Origin of the sequence: Streptomyces fungicidicus (assembly GCF_003665435.1) — a bacterium.
GTDB classification, from domain to species: Bacteria; Actinomycetota; Actinomycetes; order Streptomycetales; family Streptomycetaceae; genus Streptomyces; species Streptomyces fungicidicus.
Genome location: NZ_CP023407.1, coordinates 2555639 through 2570545 on the forward strand (window position 1 = coordinate 2555639; position 14907 = coordinate 2570545).

Consider the following 14907-nt stretch of genomic DNA (forward strand, 5'->3'; position numbering starts at 1 on the left):
TCGTACAGATCTACGTGCCCTGTGTTCAGACATGGTCCCCGTTCCTACGGGGTGGCAATCGCCGAATTCCGCCGCCCCAGGGCGAGAATCATTCCCTCGTGTCCCGGCCGCACCATGTGGTGCAGATCGTGGATTTCCAGGTCGGCGCCGAAGGGCTCCAGGCTCTCGCGCACCGTGTCCACGTTCACCCGGTAGGCGGGATATCTGTGTTCGCCCACCTGATATCCGAGCGATTCCTTCATGAACGCCGCGGCGAACGGGGCCCCCTCGTTCAGCACGTCCATGAAGCAGCGCACTCCCCGCCGGAACTCGTCGGGGCACTCGGACATCGAGTCCGCGACGAAGAACATGGTCCCGATGTCCCAGCGCCGCTGTCCGTCGAGGTCCAGCAGGTTGGCGCGCTCGACCCGGACGATCTCGCCGAACCGGCTCCTCGGCTCGACGTCCCGGTAGGCGGGAGCCTCGCGCAGGACGTCCCAGAACGCGTCCCACGCCATGTCGTATCCGCCGCCGGATGCCTGCTTCTCCAGATACTCGACATTCGGAGTCGCGTATTCCAGGAGAAGGATCTTCTCGCACCAGGGGAGCATCGACAGGGCCGGATAGAGATTGGCCCCGGCGCCCACGTCGACCCCGCGCACCGAGGGCGGAACGCCTCGCTCGAAACAACGGCTGAAATAGTCGCGCATGAGGCCGACGATCAGCAGATCGACCTCGAGCGGGGTGCGGTAATTGAGGTCGACGTACACTTCCGGATCGAACTTCGACCATGGCGCGTCGGCGTTGCGATCCATCATCACCCTGCCAAGTTCCACTCGTGTCGGACAAGACCGTGTGCCCTGTGCCCGGGTCCTCGTGGACTTCGGCGGACGAAGAAGCGGCTCCGGTGCTCGCACGGTAAGCCCGGAAGGCACGCGGAGACAGCCAGGAACACGCCAGTCCAGCGCGACCGGGCGCACATCAGGCGCACGTCAGCACAGTCCTGACACAGCTGAACTCGCCCTTGCGAGCGGCGAGTTGGACGCTCACTCTAGCCAGAAGCAGCCACCGGCCGCCACCGGGGTCCGCATTCCTCCCTACGTGTGAACGGCGGTCATGGCCGCCGTGTTGACGTCTCACGTCCCGACTGGGGGTGGCATGACCGCCGAACCGCTTGAGCGCGCCCTGGACCACGACGAGCGCCTCACCCGGCCGACACCTCTCTCGGAACCACCACCTCCGCTCCTGCGGACGGCACGGGAGTCCGACCTGCCCGAACTGCAACGCCTCGACGAGGAGGTCTTCCGGGAGGTCGCCTACCCCGCGTTCCTGCTGCGGCAGCTGTACGACCTGTACGCCGAGCATCTGCTGGTCCTCGACGACGGCGACGGCCGGCTGCGCGGCTACGTCCTGGCGGCCACCACGGCGATCAGCAGGGACAGCTGGATCCTCGGCCTGTGCGTGACCGAGGACCGGCGCCGGCACGGGCTGGGCCGGGAGCTGATGGAGGAGGTCCTGAAGCGGCTGCGCCGGTGCGGGACCGCACGGGTCCGGCTGACCGTGGAGCCCGCCAACGGCGCCGCGATCCTGCTCTACCGCTCCCTGGGCTTTTGCCCGGAACCGCCCGGCGACGGGCTGCGCCCGGACTACTTCGGTCCGGGCGAGGACCGCCTGGTGATGTGCCTCGCGCTGTCCGGCGGGGACTGACGGCGTCAGGGCGGCTTCAGGACGGCGTCCGGGCCGCCGCCAGCAGACGGGTCACGTCGTCCGAGCAGATGGTGAGCGCCGCGCCCACGGTGGCCAGGGCATCGCGCTCGGCGGGGGTGTAGGGGCCGTCGGCGAGGGCGATGCGGGCGCCCTGGAGGAGGATCGCCTCGCGGCCGGGGGCGGCGAGGTGCGGGGCCAGCGGGTCCAGTGCCTCGTGCAGTTCGATCGCCAGGCCGGCCGTGCAGGGCTCCCCGGTGAAGCGGCCGGTGTCCGCCTCCAGCGCCTCGACCAGCGCGGCCAGCTGCTCCTCCGTGCAGTCGTCGAAGCCCGCGGCGCGCACCCCGACCGTGGCCGTCTCCAGGGAGGCGCGCGCACAGGTGCCGCCGGCCGCGAGCACCGCGAGGGCGACGGTGTGGACGGCGTCGCGGAGCATCGCGGAGAAGCGGGTGGTGGTGGGGTGGTCCAGCACGTCGGTGCCGAAGTGGTGGCGGCAGGCCGCGCATTCGACGACCGGTCCGGTCTCGCCGCGCGGCAGCACCGGCACGCCGAGCAGGGCGAAGCGGCGGTGTCCGGTGAGCCGCTGGTAGTTGCGGTCGCCGCCGCAGCCGGGGCAGAAGAACTCCCCGTCGCCCACCGTCGTCCACGCGGTGCGGATGCCCAGCAGGCGCGAGAGTCTGGCGGCAGCGGCACGGCCGTTGGGTCCCCGTCCTGGCAGCACATCGCACCTCCATCAACGCCACGGCATCATCGCCGCCGCTTGCGTGATGTTAGCCACATCCATGAGGCGGAGTCAGTACTTGGGACGAGACCTTTCCGTGACCCACACGTGGAGATGGCCGGTAAATGACGGGGCCCCGCCCGCCGTTTTCCGGCGAGCGGGGCCTCAAACCGCCGATTCGGCTGGTCAGCGCGCCGCGCGGTTGACGGCCGAGACGACCGCCTTCAGCGAGGCCCGTGTGGTGTTCGCGTCGATTCCGATGCCCCACAGAACCTTGTCGCCGATCGCGCACTCGATGTAGGAGGCCGCCTGCGCGGAGGCGCCCTCGCTCATGGTGTGCTCCTGGTAGTCCAGCAGCCGCACGTCGACGCCGATGCCCTGCAGCGCGTGGAAGAAGGCCGAGATCGGGCCGTTGCCGCTGCCCACCAGGGTGGTCTCGGCGCCGTCGACCGTGGCCTCGACGGTGAGGGTGTCCACGCCGTCGCGGTCGGTGGTGCTCTGGCCGTTGGCGACCTGGATGCGGCCCCAGGGGTTCTCCGGGTTGGGCAGGTACTCGTCCTGGAAGACGTCCCAGATGGCCGTCGGCGTGATCTCTCCGCCCTCGGCGTCCGTCTTCGCCTGGATGATCTTCGAGAACTCGATCTGCATCCGGCGCGGCAGGTCCAGCTTGTGGTCGTTCTTCAGGACGTACGCGATGCCGCCCTTGCCGGACTGCGAGTTGACGCGGATGACCGCCTCGTAGGAGCGGCCGACGTCCTTGGGGTCGATGGGCAGGTACGGGACCGCCCACTCGATGTCGTCGACGGTGACGCCCTTGGCGGCGGCCTCGGCCTCCATGGCGTCGAAGCCCTTCTTGATGGCGTCCTGGTGGGATCCGGAGAAGGACGTGTAGACCAGGTCGCCCACGTACGGGTGGCGCGGGTGGACCTCCATCTGGTTGCAGTACTCCCACGTACGGCGGATCTCGTCGATGTCGGAGAAGTCGATCTGCGGGTCGACGCCCTGGGAGAACAGGTTCATGCCCAGGGTGACCAGGTCGACGTTGCCGGTGCGCTCGCCCTGTCCGAACAGGCAGCCCTCGACGCGGTCGGCGCCGGCCATCAGCGCCAGCTCGGCCGCCGCGACCGCCGTGCCGCGGTCGTTGTGCGGGTGGACGGACAGGCAGACGTACTCGCGGCGGGAGAGGTTGCGGCCCATCCACTCGAAGCGGTCGGCGTGGGTGGAGGGGGTGGAGCGCTCGACGGTGGCGGGCAGGTTGAGGATGATCTCCCGGCCCGGTCCGGGCTGGTAGGTGTCCATCACCGCCTCGCAGACCTCCAGCGCGAAGTCCAGCTCGGTGTCGGTGAAGATCTCCGGGCTGTACTGGTAGCCGAACTCGGTCTCGGGGCCCAGCAGCTTCTCGGCGTACTCCATGACCAGCCGGGTGCCGTCGACGGCGATCTGCTTGATGTCGTCCCTGGAGCCGCGGAAGACGACGCGGCGGAAGACCGGGGCGGTGGCGTTGTACAGGTGGACCGTGGCGCGCCTGGCGCCCTTCAGGGACTCCACCGTGCGCTCGATCAGGTCCTCGCGGGCCTGGGTCAGTACGGAGATGGTGACGTCGTCCGGGATGGCGTCCGGGTCCTCGATGATGGAGCGCACGAAGTCGAAGTCGGTCTGTCCGGAGGCGGGGAAGCCGACCTCGATCTCCTTGTAGCCCATCCTGACCAGCAGATCGAACATCGCGCGCTTGCGGGCGGGCGACATGGGGTCGATCAGGGCCTGGTTGCCGTCGCGCAGGTCGGTGGAGAGCCAGCGGGGGGCGGTGGTGATCCGCTGCTGCGGCCAGGTGCGGTCGGGGATGTCGACCTGGTCGTAGCGGCCGTACTTGTGGGTCGGCATGGGGCTGGGCTGCTGGCGGTTCGCCATGATGCGAGGGCTCCTCGGGATGTCCTGATGGACGGCCGACGGCGCAGCGCCAAACTCCGCGGGGAGGGGGTCGGCCTCTAGTACAGGCCCTCGCCGCGGCAGCTAAGGAGGAGCAGCCCGAAACGCATGATGCTCCGCAGCTTAACCGAGACGCACGTCGTGCGAAGGTCCGTATCAGTATGCGGGACCCGAGGGAGGAACGGGACAAAAAGTGCCGTATACCACTCGGCGGGAGGAGGAGAGAAGGAGTCTGCCGGGATTTCATCAATCATGGTTGCTGGTAGTGACAGTGGAATCACGCAGTGCGATGGTTCCGGAATGACCACGAACGGGGGCTTCGAGCCCGTCTTCTGCACCATCGTCCCGCCGCACGTCCTCGACCGGCTCGCGCAGGCCGAGGACCCCGTGCTGCACGGTCCCGCGCGCCGCACCCTCCAGCGCGACGCCTACGAACGCACCCAGCGCCGGCTGACCACGGTCGTCGGCGCGCCCGCGGTCGCCGCGCTCGCCGAGGCCGAGCCGGGCAAGCCGCACCGCACCGTCCACGACGCCCGGCACGGCACCGCCCTGCCGGGGACGAAGGTGCGCGGCGAGGGCGACGCGCCCGGCAAGGACGCCACCGTCAACCGCGCCTACGCCGGTCTCGGCGCCACCTTCGAGCTGTTCCTGAAGGCGTACGCCCGGGACTCGATCGACGGCAACGGGCTGCCGCTGGACGCGACCGTGCACTACGACCGCGACTACAACAACGCGTTCTGGAACGGCGAGCAGATGGTGTTCGGCGACGGGGACGGGGAGATCTTCCTCGACTTCACCATCCCCATCGACGTCATCGGCCACGAACTCGCCCACGGCGTCACGCAGTACACGGCCAACCTGACCTACTTCGGCCAGCCCGGCGCGCTCAACGAGTCGATGTCGGACGTCTTCGGCGCGCTGATCAAGCAGTACACGCTCGGCCAGACCGCCGAGGAGGCCGACTGGCTGATCGGGGCCGGGCTGCTCGCCCCGCGCGTCACCGGCAAGGCGCTGCGGTCCATGAAGGAGCCGGGCACGGCGTACGACGACGACGTCCTCGGCAAGGACCCGCAGCCCGCGACGATGGACGACTACGTCCGCACCGGCCGGGACAACGGCGGCGTGCACATCAACTCGGGCATCCCGAACCACGCCTTCTACCTGGCGGCCACCACGCTCGGCGGACACGCCTGGGAGCGGGCCGGGCAGGTCTGGTACGACGCGCTGACCGGCGGGGAGCTGGAGCAGGACGCGATGTTCACGGACTTCGCGACGCTGACGGTGACGGCGGCCCGCGCCCGGTTCGGGGAGGGCGAGGAACTCCAGGCGGTGTCGAAGGCCTGGGAGCGGGTGGGGGTGCGGACGCTGTAGTTCCGTACTAGACACGGACCCATGCGTATTCAGGTGCGGCGCACGGGCGGGTTCGCGGGCATCGAGCGGCGGGCCGAGGTGGACACCTCGGGCCGCGCCGACGCCGACGAGTGGCACGCCCTGGCCCGGCGGGTGATGACCGCCGGCCGGGGCGCGCCTCCGGCCGGGGTTCCGGACGGCTTCAGCTACCGGATCACGGTCGACGGGAGGTCGGTGTACTGCGCGGACCCCCGGCTGACGGAGGAGCAACGGGAGCTGATCCGGAGGGTGCTCAAGGAGGGCGCGTAACAGGCCGTCGTGGCACGGGCGTTGACGTGGCCGGGCCCGGGTGCGGATGATCCGGGCCATGGCGACGACGAATCCGGTGCCCCGCTTCCCGGACGGCTTCCTGTGGGGGGTGTCGACCTCGGCGCACCAGATCGAGGGGGCGGTGGACACGCGCGAGCCCTCGGTGTGGGACGTGTTCACGGCGGAGCCGGGGCGGGTGCGGGACGGCTCCACGGCGGCGGTGGCCTGCGACCATGTGCACCGGCACGCGGAGGACGTGGCGCTGCTGGCCGGCCTGGGCGTGGACGCGTACCGGTTCTCCGTCTCCTGGCCGAGGGTGCGGGCCGAGGGCGGCCTGGACTTCTACGACCGGCTGGTCGACGAGCTGTGCGCGGCGGGCGTCCGGCCGGTGCCGACGCTGTTCCACTGGGACCTGCCGGCCGGTCTGGACTGGCTGGAGCGGAGCACGGCGGAGCGGTTCGCGGAGTACGCGGCGGAGGTCGCCGGACGGCTGGGCGACCGGGTGCAGAAGTGGATCACCCTCAACGAGCCCGCCGAGCACACCCTGCTGGGGCACGCGCTGGGGGTGCACGCCCCCGGCCGGAAGCTGCTCTTCGACGCGCTCCCGGTGGCCCACCACCAGCTCCTCGCGCACGGTCTGGCGGTACGGGCGCTGCGGGCCGCGGGGGCCGGCGACATCGGGATCGCCAACTCCCACGGTCCCGCCTGGCCGGCGTCCCGCGAGGAGGCGGACGTGGCCGCGGCCGACTTCTACGACCTCCTCCTCAACCGCCTCTTCGCCGACCCCCTGCTGCTGGGCCGCTACCCGGAGGACGTCGGCGAGCTGATGCCGGGTGACGTCGGGGCGGACCTGGAGGTCATCGCGGAGCCGCTGGACTGGTACGGGATCAACTACTACGCGCCGACGGGTGTGGGCGCCCCGCGGGACACCGGGACCGACTTCGGCGGTGTCCGGATTCCGGCCGGACTGCCCTTCTCGCTACGGGAGATCGAGGGCCACCCGGTGACGGACTTCGGCTGGCCGGTGGTCCCCCAGGCGCTGACGGAGATCCTGACCACCTTCCGCGCCCGGTACGGCGACCGGCTCCCGCCGGTGGTCATCACGGAGAACGGCTGCGCCTACGAGGGACTCGACGACCGGGACCGCATCGCCTACCTCGACGGCCACCTCCGCGCGCTGCACCGGGCGGTGGAGGCGGGAGTCGACGTGCGCGGCTACTTCGTGTGGTCCCTGATGGACAACTTCGAGTGGGCGGAGGGCTACTCCCGCCGCTTCGGCCTGGTCCACGTCGACTTCGGCACGCAGGAACGCACCCCGAAGGCGTCGTACGCCTGGTTCAGGGACCTGCTGCGCGAGCAGCGCCGCGCCTGATCAGAACCCCAGCCGCCGCAGCTGCTTCGGATCGCGCTGCCAGTCCTTGGCGACCTTGACGTGCAGGTCCAGGAAGACCGGGGTGCCCAGGAGGGCCTCGATCTGTTTGCGGGACTTGATGCCGACGTCCTTCAGGCGCTTGCCCTTGGGGCCGATGACGATGCCCTTCTGGCTGGGGCGCTCGATGAACAGGTTGGCGTGGATGTCGAGGAGGGGCTTGTCGGCGGGGCGGTCCTCGCGCGGCAGCATCTCCTCGACGACCACGGCGATGGAGTGCGGGAGTTCGTCGCGGACGCCCTCGAGGGCCGCCTCGCGGATCAGTTCCGCGACCATGACCTGCTCGGGCTCGTCGGTCAGGTCGCCCTCGGGGTAGAGGGCGGGGCCCTCCGGCATGAGCGGGATGAGCAGCTCGGCCAGCAGGCCCACCTGCTGGTTCGCGGTCGCCGACACCGGGATGATCTCGGCCCAGGTGATGCCCAGCTCCTTGCCGAGCAGATCGACGGCGATCAGCTGCTCGGCCAGGGCCTTGCCGTCCACCAGGTCGGTCTTGGTGACGATCGCGATCTTCGGGGTCTTCTTGATCCCGGCCAGTTCCTTGGCGATGAAACGGTCGCCGGGGCCGATCTTCTGGTCGGCGGGGATGCAGAAGCCGATCGCGTCGACCTCGGCCCAGGTGGTGCGGACCACGTCGTTCAGCCGCTCGCCGAGCAGGGTGCGCGGCTTGTGCAGTCCCGGGGTGTCCACCAGGATCAGCTGCGCGTCCTCGCGGTGCACGATCCCGCGCACGGTGTGCCGGGTGGTCTGCGGCCGGTTCGAGGTGATCGCCACCTTCTGCCCGACCAGAGCGTTCGTGAGGGTGGACTTGCCCGCGTTGGGGCGGCCCACGAAGCAGGCGAAACCGGCCCTGTGGACGGCCTCGGCCGGCTGCTCGGATGACTGGGTACGAACACTCATGCCGCCCATTCTCCCTGATCGCCGGAGCCCCGCCGTACCATCGCCCGAAGAGGGCCGGGCCGGCCGGGCGTTCCGTGCGCCCTCAGTCCGCGGTGACGGTCTCCCGGACGGTTCCGTCCGGGCCGGCCACCAGCACCGGCGTCCCGGGGCCGCCGAGGTCGCGCACCGCCGCGAGGTCCTCGGCCGGCACCGACTCCGCCTCCGTCACCACCGCCGCCGCCTCCAGCGACGTCGCCCCGGACGCCACGGCCATCGCCACCGCCGTCCGCAGCGCGCTGAGCTTCAGCGAGTCCAGTGCCACGGTCCCCGCGGCGTACGTCCGCCCGGTCTCGTCGCGTACGGCGGCGCCCTCGGGCACGCCGTTGCGGGCCCGCACGGAACGGGCCAGGGTGACGATCTTGCGGTCCTCGGGATCGAGGGCGGTGGTGTCGGTCATGATCCGAGCATAAGGGGGTCGGGGCGGGGCGCTCAGGGGCGGTCGAGGCGGAGGCGTTCGGCGCGCGGGAGGCCCGCCACGACCAGGTCGTAGGAGTCCTCGACCAGCTCCCGGACCAGGCGGTCCGGGAGGGTGCCGTCGGCCGTCACCGTGTTCCAGTGACGCTTGTTCATGTGGTAGCCGGGGACGATCAGGTCCGGGTGCTCGGCGCGCAGCCGGACCGCGTCCTCCGGGTCGCACTTGAGGTTGACCGTGAGGGGTTCGGCGTCGAGGTTCGTCAGCGCGAAGAGCTTGCCCCGGACCTTGAAGACGGAGGTCTCCGGGTTGAAGGGGAACTCCTCCACCGCCGCGTTGAAGGAGAGGCAGAGGGCGCGCAGCTGCCGCGGGGTCACTCCGGCCGCTCCTCCTCGCCGGCGGGCGGGTCCGCCGGGGCCACCGGCTCCACCAGCACCGTCACGATCTTGTTCCGGCGGCCGGCCGCGGCCTCCGCGGTCAGCCGCAGCTCGCGGGCGTCGGGGAGTTCGACCACCGACGAGGCGCCCGCGATCGGCACCCGGCCGAGCCGCTTGGCGAGCAGCCCTCCGACGGTCTCCACGTCCTCGTCGTCGTACTCCTCCAGCCCGTACAGCTCGCCGAGGTCGGTGATGTCGAGGCGGGCGGTCACCCGGTAGCGGTCCTCGCCGAGCTCCTCGACCGGCGGGATCTCCCGGTCGTACTCGTCGGTGATCTCGCCGACGATCTCCTCGAGGATGTCCTCGATGGTGACGATGCCCGCCGTGCCGCCGTACTCGTCGACGGCGACGGCGACGTGGTTGCGCTCCTTCTGCATCTCGCGCAGCAGATCGCCCGCGTTCTTGGTGTCGGGCACGAAGAACGCCGGACGCATCGCCGTGGACACCAGCTCGTTCTCGGCGTCCCGGCTGATGTGGGTCTTACGGACCAGGTCCTTGAGGTAGACGATCCCGACGATGTCGTCCTCGTTCTCGCCGGTCACCGGGATCCGGGAGAAGCCGGAGCGCAGGGCGAGGGTGAGGGCCTGGCGGATGGTCTTGTACCGCTCGATCACCACCAGGTCGGTGCGCGGCACCATGACCTCGCGCACCAGGGTGTCGCCGAGTTCGAAGACCGAGTGCACCATGCGGCGCTCCTCGTCCTCGATCAGCGACTCGGCCTCCGCGAGGTCCACCATCGCGCGCAGCTCCGCCTCGGAGGCGAAGGGGCCGCGCCGGAAGCCCTTGCCGGGGGTGAGGGCGTTGCCGATGAGGATGAGGAGCGACGGGATGGGGCCCATGACCCGGGCCAGCGGCACCAGGACGTACGCGGCGGCCGTGGCGGTGTTCAGCGGGTGCTGGCGGCCGATGGTGCGCGGGGACACCCCGACGGCGACGTAGGAGACCAGGACCATGATCGCGATGGCGATCAGCAGCGCCTCGGCGGTCCCCGCGAACTCCTTCAGACAGCCGTAGGTGATCAGTGAGGCGGCGGCCATCTCGCAGACGACACGGACCAGCAGCGCCACGTTGAGATAGCGGGTGGGGTCGGCGGCGATCTGCGCGAGCCTGGCGCTGCCCCGGCGGCCGGAGCGCACGGCCTCGTCGGCGCGGAAGCTGGAGACGCGGGCGATGCCGGCCTCCGCGCAGGCGGCCAGCCAGGCGACGACGACCAGCGCGATCGCGCCGAGGACGAGTTGCGGGCTCATGACACGGTCGGGGCGGGGGACGGGCCGGTCAGGCCCCGCTCCGCGCGCCAGCCGTCCACGATGGCGGCCTGCAGACCGAACATCTCGGCCTTCTCGTCCGGTTCCTCGTGGTCGTAGCCCAGCAGGTGCAGCACACCGTGGACGGTGAGCAGCTGGAGCTCCTCGTCCATGGTGTGCCGCGTCGGTGCTTCCTCGCCCTGCCTGGCGGCGACCTCGGGGCAGAGCACGATGTCGCCGAGCAGCCCCTGCGGGGGCTCGTCGTCGTCCTTGGACGGCGGCCGCAGCTCGTCCATGGGGAACGACATGACGTCCGTCGGCCCGGGCAGGTCCATCCACTGGATGTGCAGCTGCTCCATGGCGCCGGCGTCCACCACGATCACCGAGAGCTCGGAGAGCGGGTGGATGCGCATCCGTGCGAGCGCGTAGCGGGCGATGTCGAGGATCGCCTGCTCGTCGACCTCGGTTCCGGACTCGTTGTTGACGTCGATCGACATCTGGTGCTCTGTCTACTTCCCCTTGGGCCCGGACCTGCCCCGGCCGCCCTTGTGGGAGCCGTTCTGGGTGCCGTGCCGGCTGTCGTACTGCTCGTACGCGTCGACGATACGGCCCACCAGCTTGTGCCGGACGACATCCTGGGAGGACAGCCGGGAGAAGTGGACGTCGTCCAGGCCCTCCAGGATGTCCTGCACCTGGCGCAGGCCGGACTTGGTGCCGTCCGGCAGGTCGACCTGCGTCACGTCACCCGTGATCACTATCTTCGAGTCGAAGCCGAGGCGGGTGAGGAACATCTTCATCTGCTCGGGGCTGGTGTTCTGGGCCTCGTCGAGAATGATGAAGGCGTCGTTCAGCGTGCGTCCGCGCATGTACGCGAGCGGCGCGACCTCGATCGTGCCCGCCGCCATCAGCCGGGGGATCGAGTCGGGGTCGAGCATGTCGTGCAGCGCGTCGTAGAGCGGGCGCAGATACGGGTCGATCTTCTCGTAGAGCGTGCCCGGGAGGAATCCGAGCCGCTCCCCCGCCTCGACCGCCGGCCGGGTCAGGATGATGCGGTTGACCTGCTTGGACTGCAGGGCCTGCACCGCCTTGGCCATGGCGAGGTACGTCTTGCCGGTGCCGGCCGGGCCGATGCCGAAGACGATGGTGTGCTTGTCGATGGCGTCGACATAGCGCTTCTGGTTGAGGGTCTTGGGGCGGATCGTGCGGCCCCGCGAGGACAGGATGTTCTGCGTGAGCACCTGGGCCGGGGTCTCCTGGCCGTCGCTCTCCCCGTTCTCGCTCGCCTTGAGCATGGCGATCGAGCGTTCCACTGCGTCCTCCGTCATCGGCTGCCCGGTGCGGAGCACCAGCATCATCTCGTCGAACACGCGCGAAATGAGGGCGACCTCGTTCGCGTCGCCGACCGCGCTGATCTCGTTGCCCCGGACGTGGATGTCGGCCCCCGGGAAGGCCTTCTCGATCACGCGCAGGAGCGAGTCGCCGGATCCCAGCACGGTCACCATGGGGTGCTGGGCGGGGACGGTGAACTGCACTCTCGCCTGTCCCTGCGCGGGGGTGTGAGCTGTGGGTGTCTGAGTCATGGGCCGGCTCTGAAGGCCTGCGGTTCCTCCTCGTCAGGGCCGCGCAGCTGTGGGCGGCCTCGCGTTTCCCAGGGTACGACGGAGCGATGACAAGCCCGTAGGGCTTTTACCGACACCCCGGCCGGGCCCGCCGCTCAGGCCGACCGGCGGAAGCCGATCGTCGGCACCGCGCGCCGCAGCGGCCACGGCCGCACCAGCTCCCCGGAGACCAGCTCCGCCAGGAACTCGTACCGCCGGAGCGCCGAGGGGTCCTGCCCCTCGGCGCACTGCACCCGCCGCCACCACGCAGCCACTTCCGTCCAGCCGGGCGCCGACAGCGAGCCCCCGAACTCCTGCACGGAGAGCGCCGCGGTGAGCCCGCCGAAGGCCAGCCGGTCGGCCAGCGGCCAGCCGGCCAGGCTCCCGGTGACGAACCCGGCGACGAACACGTCCCCCGCCCCTGTGGGGTCCAGCGCCTCGACCTCGATCGCGGGGACCGAGGCGGTCTCCCCGGTCCGCCGGTCCACCGCGTACGCGCCCTCCGCCCCCAGCGTGACCACGGCGACCGGCACGTGCTCGGTCAGGGCGTGCGCGGCCGCGCGGGGGCAGTCGGTGCGGGTGTACCGCATGGCCTCCTCGGCGTTCGGCAGGAACGCCTCGCAGTGGCGCAGATCGGTCAGCGCGGCCAGGTCCCACGCACCGGTGTCGTCCCAGCCGACGTCGCCGAAGATCCTCGCCCCCTTGCGCGCGGCCTGGGCGATCCACGGCGCGCCGCGGCCCGGCGTGAGGGAGGCGACGGCGCCGCGCGCGCGGGGCGGGCAGTCGGGCGCCGGCTCCTCGGGGGGAGGTTCGTGGCCGTGGGAGACCATGGTGCGCTCGTCGTCGTAGGCCATGGAGACGGTGACCGGCGAGTGCCAGCCGGGCACGGTGCGCGCCAGGGAGAGGTCGATGCCCTCGCCCTGTTCCAGCGTGTCCCAGCAGTACTCGCCGTAGTGGTCGTCGCCGAAGGCCGCCGCGAGGGAGGTGCGCAGGCCGAGCCGGGCGAGGGCGGTGGCCATGTTGGCGACGCCGCCGGGGCTCGACCCCATCCCGCGCGCCCAGGACTCGGTCCCGCGCACCGGGGCGGAGCCGAGCCCGGTGAAGACGATGTCGAGGAAGACGGTGCCGGTGAGGTAGACGTCCCAGGGCGGGTCGTCCGGTGTGCGCAGGGCGGCGAGGGGATCGAGCTGGGGCGAGCAGTGCGATCCCTCGGCGCGTGCCTTCCCGTTGGACGCCATCACGGTGCGCTCCCTGACGTGGTGCGGTTCAGGCCAGTGTGCACCACGCCACCGACAACGTGACGCGCGTCACGCCGTCATCGCGCTCCTCGGACTTCTCACCAGCGCGGCACTGCCGGGGTGACCCAGTCCGGGTCGGCGACCCGCATGGCCGCCGCGTCGTCACGGTCCCGCAGGGAGCCGTCGTCGTCGAGCCACCGGCGGTGGAGGGCGGCCAGCCGCTCGCGGTCGAGCGCGACGCCGAGTCCGGGGGCGTCGGAGACCCGCACGGCGCCGTTCTCGAAGGTGAGGCGTTCGGTGAGGACGTCCTCCGACTGCCAGGGGTAGTGGGAGTCGCAGGCGTGGTGCAGGTCGGGCACGGTGGCCGCCACGTGGGTCATCGCGGCGAGGCTGATGCCCAGATGGGTGTTGGAGTGCATGGAGACGCCGACGCCGAAGGTGCGGCAGACGGCGGCGAGCTGCTGGGTGTTGCGCAGTCCGCCCCAGTAGTGGTGGTCGGAGAGGACCACCTGGACGGCGTCCCGCGCGAAGGCCTCCTTGATCTCGGCGAACGTCGTCACGCACATGTTGGTCGCCAGGGGCACCCCGGTGCCGGCGGAGACCTCGGCCATGGCCGGGGTGCCGAGCGCGGGGTCCTCCAGGTATTCGAGGACGTCCCCGAGTTCCGCCGCCACCCTCAGCGAGGTCTCCACGGACCAGGCGCCGTTGGGGTCGAGGCGCAGGGGGTGTCCGGGGAACGCGGCGGCGAGGGCGCGGACCGCCGCGATCTCCTCGTCGGGCGGGAAGACGCCGCCCTTGAGCTTGAAGGAGGTGAAGCCGTACCGCTCCTTGAAGGTCCTGGCCTGGGCGACGACGCCGGCCGGGTCGACGGCGGCTCCCCAGTCGTCCTTCTCCGCGGGCACGCCCTCGGGGTGGCCGGCCCATTTGTAGAAGAGGTAGGCGCTGTACTCGACGGTGTCGCGCACCTTCCCGCCGAGCAGGGCGTGCACGGGCAGGCCGAGGCTCTTGCCGACGGCGTCGAGGCAGGCGACCTCGAGGGCGGAGAGCACGGACAGGCGCAGCTTGTCGGCGGTCTGCACGCCCCTCAGTCCGCCGACGTCGACCCTGCCGGAGACCTGGGCGGTGTCGACGGCGACGGCGTCGGCCTCGGCGAACAGCCGGTTGAGATCGCCGGCCTGACGGCCGACGAGGCGTTCCGCGAGGGGGCCGGCCAGGTCCAGGTACTTGGTGTCGCCGTAGGTCTCGCCGAGGCCGGTGGTGCCGTCGGCGGTGACCACCTCGACGATCAGGCGGGGGGTGTACGGCTGGTGGACGCCCTGTGTGTTGAGGAGGGCGGGGTCGGCGACGAGGATCGGTGTGAGGCGGACCTCGGTCACCGTCAGGTCGCGGGAGGTCGGCGTGGTCACGGGGCGGCTCCTACGAGGTCGGGTCCGGTGGTGAGCGGGGCGCGCGGCTCGGCGAGGCCGCCGGGGGCGGGGTCGGTGAGGGGGGCGCGGAAGCCGTCCGGGTCGAGGCCCATCCTCATCTCCCTATGTAGATGTCAGCCATGTATGAGAATGAAGGCTAAGTAGGCGAACGGCGCCCGTCAATGGGGCCGGGGCGCGGTTCCTGCCGCCGGATTACG

The 14907-nt window shown here is 71.0% G+C and carries 15 protein-coding genes; 4 read left to right on the top strand and 11 right to left on the bottom strand.

The window, feature by feature from the left end; all coding sequences use genetic code 11:
- Window positions 1-44 precede the first annotated feature (44 nt).
- Complete coding sequence (locus CNQ36_RS11525; protein ID WP_040907248.1) at window positions 45-797, bottom strand: SCO2525 family SAM-dependent methyltransferase; 753 nt, start codon at window positions 795-797, stop codon at window positions 45-47.
- A gap of 340 nt (window positions 798-1137) precedes the next feature.
- On the opposite strand from CNQ36_RS11525, the gene CNQ36_RS11530 reads away from it, so the two are divergent.
- Window positions 1138-1686 carry a GNAT family N-acetyltransferase gene (locus CNQ36_RS11530; protein WP_121545927.1) on the top strand — a complete coding sequence of 183 codons (549 nt, stop codon included), beginning with the start codon at window positions 1138-1140 and terminating at the stop codon, window positions 1684-1686.
- Between the two features lie 16 nt (window positions 1687-1702).
- Here CNQ36_RS11530 and CNQ36_RS11535 read toward each other — a convergent pair whose 3' ends face one another.
- Together CNQ36_RS11535 and leuA are read right to left on the bottom strand one after the other, a co-directional pair.
- A complete protein-coding gene (locus CNQ36_RS11535) occupies window positions 1703-2404 on the bottom strand; it encodes a TerB family tellurite resistance protein (RefSeq protein WP_004931535.1) in 702 nt (233 codons plus the stop codon).
- 186 nt (window positions 2405-2590) lie between these two features.
- Window positions 2591-4312: a 2-isopropylmalate synthase gene (gene leuA, locus CNQ36_RS11540; RefSeq protein WP_121545928.1), complete on the bottom strand. Its 1722-nt coding sequence runs from the start codon at window positions 4310-4312 to the stop codon at window positions 2591-2593.
- A 318-nt stretch (window positions 4313-4630) separates the two neighbouring features.
- Here leuA and CNQ36_RS11545 point away from each other — a divergent pair, with 318 nt between their 5' ends.
- The 3 genes from CNQ36_RS11545 to CNQ36_RS11555 are packed head-to-tail and all read left to right on the top strand — an operon-like array spanning window position 4631 to window position 7361.
- Complete coding sequence (locus CNQ36_RS11545; RefSeq protein WP_121545929.1) at window positions 4631-5701, top strand: M4 family metallopeptidase; 1071 nt, start codon at window positions 4631-4633, stop codon at window positions 5699-5701.
- Between the two features lie 21 nt (window positions 5702-5722).
- Window positions 5723-5989, top strand: a complete 267-nt coding sequence (locus CNQ36_RS11550; RefSeq protein WP_121545930.1) for a protealysin inhibitor emfourin — start codon at window positions 5723-5725, stop codon at window positions 5987-5989.
- Window positions 5990-6047: 58 nt separating this feature from the next.
- A complete protein-coding gene (locus CNQ36_RS11555) occupies window positions 6048-7361 on the top strand; it encodes a GH1 family beta-glucosidase (RefSeq protein WP_163013244.1) in 1314 nt (437 codons plus the stop codon).
- Here CNQ36_RS11555 and era read toward each other — a convergent pair whose 3' ends face one another.
- From era to CNQ36_RS11595, 8 genes are all read right to left on the bottom strand, one after another.
- Entirely contained in the window at window positions 7362-8315 is a 954-nt protein-coding gene (era, locus tag CNQ36_RS11560) for a GTPase Era (RefSeq protein WP_163013245.1), read from the bottom strand.
- Between the two features lie 82 nt (window positions 8316-8397).
- Complete coding sequence (locus CNQ36_RS11565) at window positions 8398-8751, bottom strand: cytidine deaminase (protein ID WP_121545933.1); 354 nt, start codon at window positions 8749-8751, stop codon at window positions 8398-8400.
- Window positions 8752-8783: 32 nt separating this feature from the next.
- Window positions 8784-9143 (bottom strand): MmcQ/YjbR family DNA-binding protein, encoded by a 360-nt coding sequence (locus CNQ36_RS11570; RefSeq protein ID WP_121545934.1) that lies wholly within the window; start codon window positions 9141-9143, stop codon window positions 8784-8786.
- Window positions 9140-10450: a hemolysin family protein gene (locus CNQ36_RS11575; RefSeq protein ID WP_004931521.1), complete on the bottom strand. Its 1311-nt coding sequence runs from the start codon at window positions 10448-10450 to the stop codon at window positions 9140-9142. The genes CNQ36_RS11570 and CNQ36_RS11575 overlap by 4 nt, the downstream gene beginning before the upstream one ends.
- Window positions 10447-10944 (bottom strand): rRNA maturation RNase YbeY, encoded by a 498-nt coding sequence (ybeY, locus tag CNQ36_RS11580; protein ID WP_004931520.1) that lies wholly within the window; start codon window positions 10942-10944, stop codon window positions 10447-10449. Before ybeY ends, CNQ36_RS11575 begins: the two co-directional genes overlap by 4 nt.
- Window positions 10945-10956: 12 nt before the next feature.
- Window positions 10957-12027: a PhoH family protein gene (locus CNQ36_RS11585; protein WP_004931518.1), complete on the bottom strand. Its 1071-nt coding sequence runs from the start codon at window positions 12025-12027 to the stop codon at window positions 10957-10959.
- A 134-nt stretch (window positions 12028-12161) separates the two neighbouring features.
- Window positions 12162-13283 (bottom strand): carbohydrate kinase family protein, encoded by a 1122-nt coding sequence (locus CNQ36_RS11590; protein ID WP_121545935.1) that lies wholly within the window; start codon window positions 13281-13283, stop codon window positions 12162-12164.
- Between the two features lie 98 nt (window positions 13284-13381).
- Window positions 13382-14689, bottom strand: coding sequence for a glucarate dehydratase family protein (locus tag CNQ36_RS11595; RefSeq protein WP_121545936.1), 1308 nt, complete (start codon window positions 14687-14689; stop codon window positions 13382-13384).
- Window positions 14690-14907 lie beyond the last annotated feature (218 nt).

Excerpts from the sequence above, each read along its gene's own strand:
- era (WP_163013245.1), bottom strand. The coding sequence starts at position 8,315 with ATGAGTGTTCGTACCCAGTCATCCGAGCAGCCGGCCGAGGCCGTCCAC.
- CNQ36_RS11545 (WP_121545929.1), top strand. The coding sequence starts at position 4,631 with ATGACCACGAACGGGGGCTTCGAGCCCGTCTTCTGCACCATCGTCCCG.
- CNQ36_RS11555 (WP_163013244.1), top strand. The coding sequence starts at position 6,048 with ATGGCGACGACGAATCCGGTGCCCCGCTTCCCGGACGGCTTCCTGTGG.
- CNQ36_RS11525 (WP_040907248.1), bottom strand. The coding sequence starts at position 797 with ATGATGGATCGCAACGCCGACGCGCCATGGTCGAAGTTCGATCCGGAA.
- CNQ36_RS11575 (WP_004931521.1), bottom strand. The coding sequence starts at position 10,450 with ATGAGCCCGCAACTCGTCCTCGGCGCGATCGCGCTGGTCGTCGTCGCC.
- CNQ36_RS11585 (WP_004931518.1), bottom strand. The coding sequence starts at position 12,027 with ATGACTCAGACACCCACAGCTCACACCCCCGCGCAGGGACAGGCGAGA.
- leuA (WP_121545928.1), bottom strand. The coding sequence starts at position 4,312 with ATGGCGAACCGCCAGCAGCCCAGCCCCATGCCGACCCACAAGTACGGC.
- CNQ36_RS11565 (WP_121545933.1), bottom strand. The coding sequence starts at position 8,751 with ATGACCGACACCACCGCCCTCGATCCCGAGGACCGCAAGATCGTCACC.
- ybeY (WP_004931520.1), bottom strand. The coding sequence starts at position 10,944 with ATGTCGATCGACGTCAACAACGAGTCCGGAACCGAGGTCGACGAGCAG.
- CNQ36_RS11530 (WP_121545927.1), top strand. The coding sequence starts at position 1,138 with ATGACCGCCGAACCGCTTGAGCGCGCCCTGGACCACGACGAGCGCCTC.
- CNQ36_RS11590 (WP_121545935.1), bottom strand. The coding sequence starts at position 13,283 with ATGGCGTCCAACGGGAAGGCACGCGCCGAGGGATCGCACTGCTCGCCC.
- CNQ36_RS11550 (WP_121545930.1), top strand. The coding sequence starts at position 5,723 with ATGCGTATTCAGGTGCGGCGCACGGGCGGGTTCGCGGGCATCGAGCGG.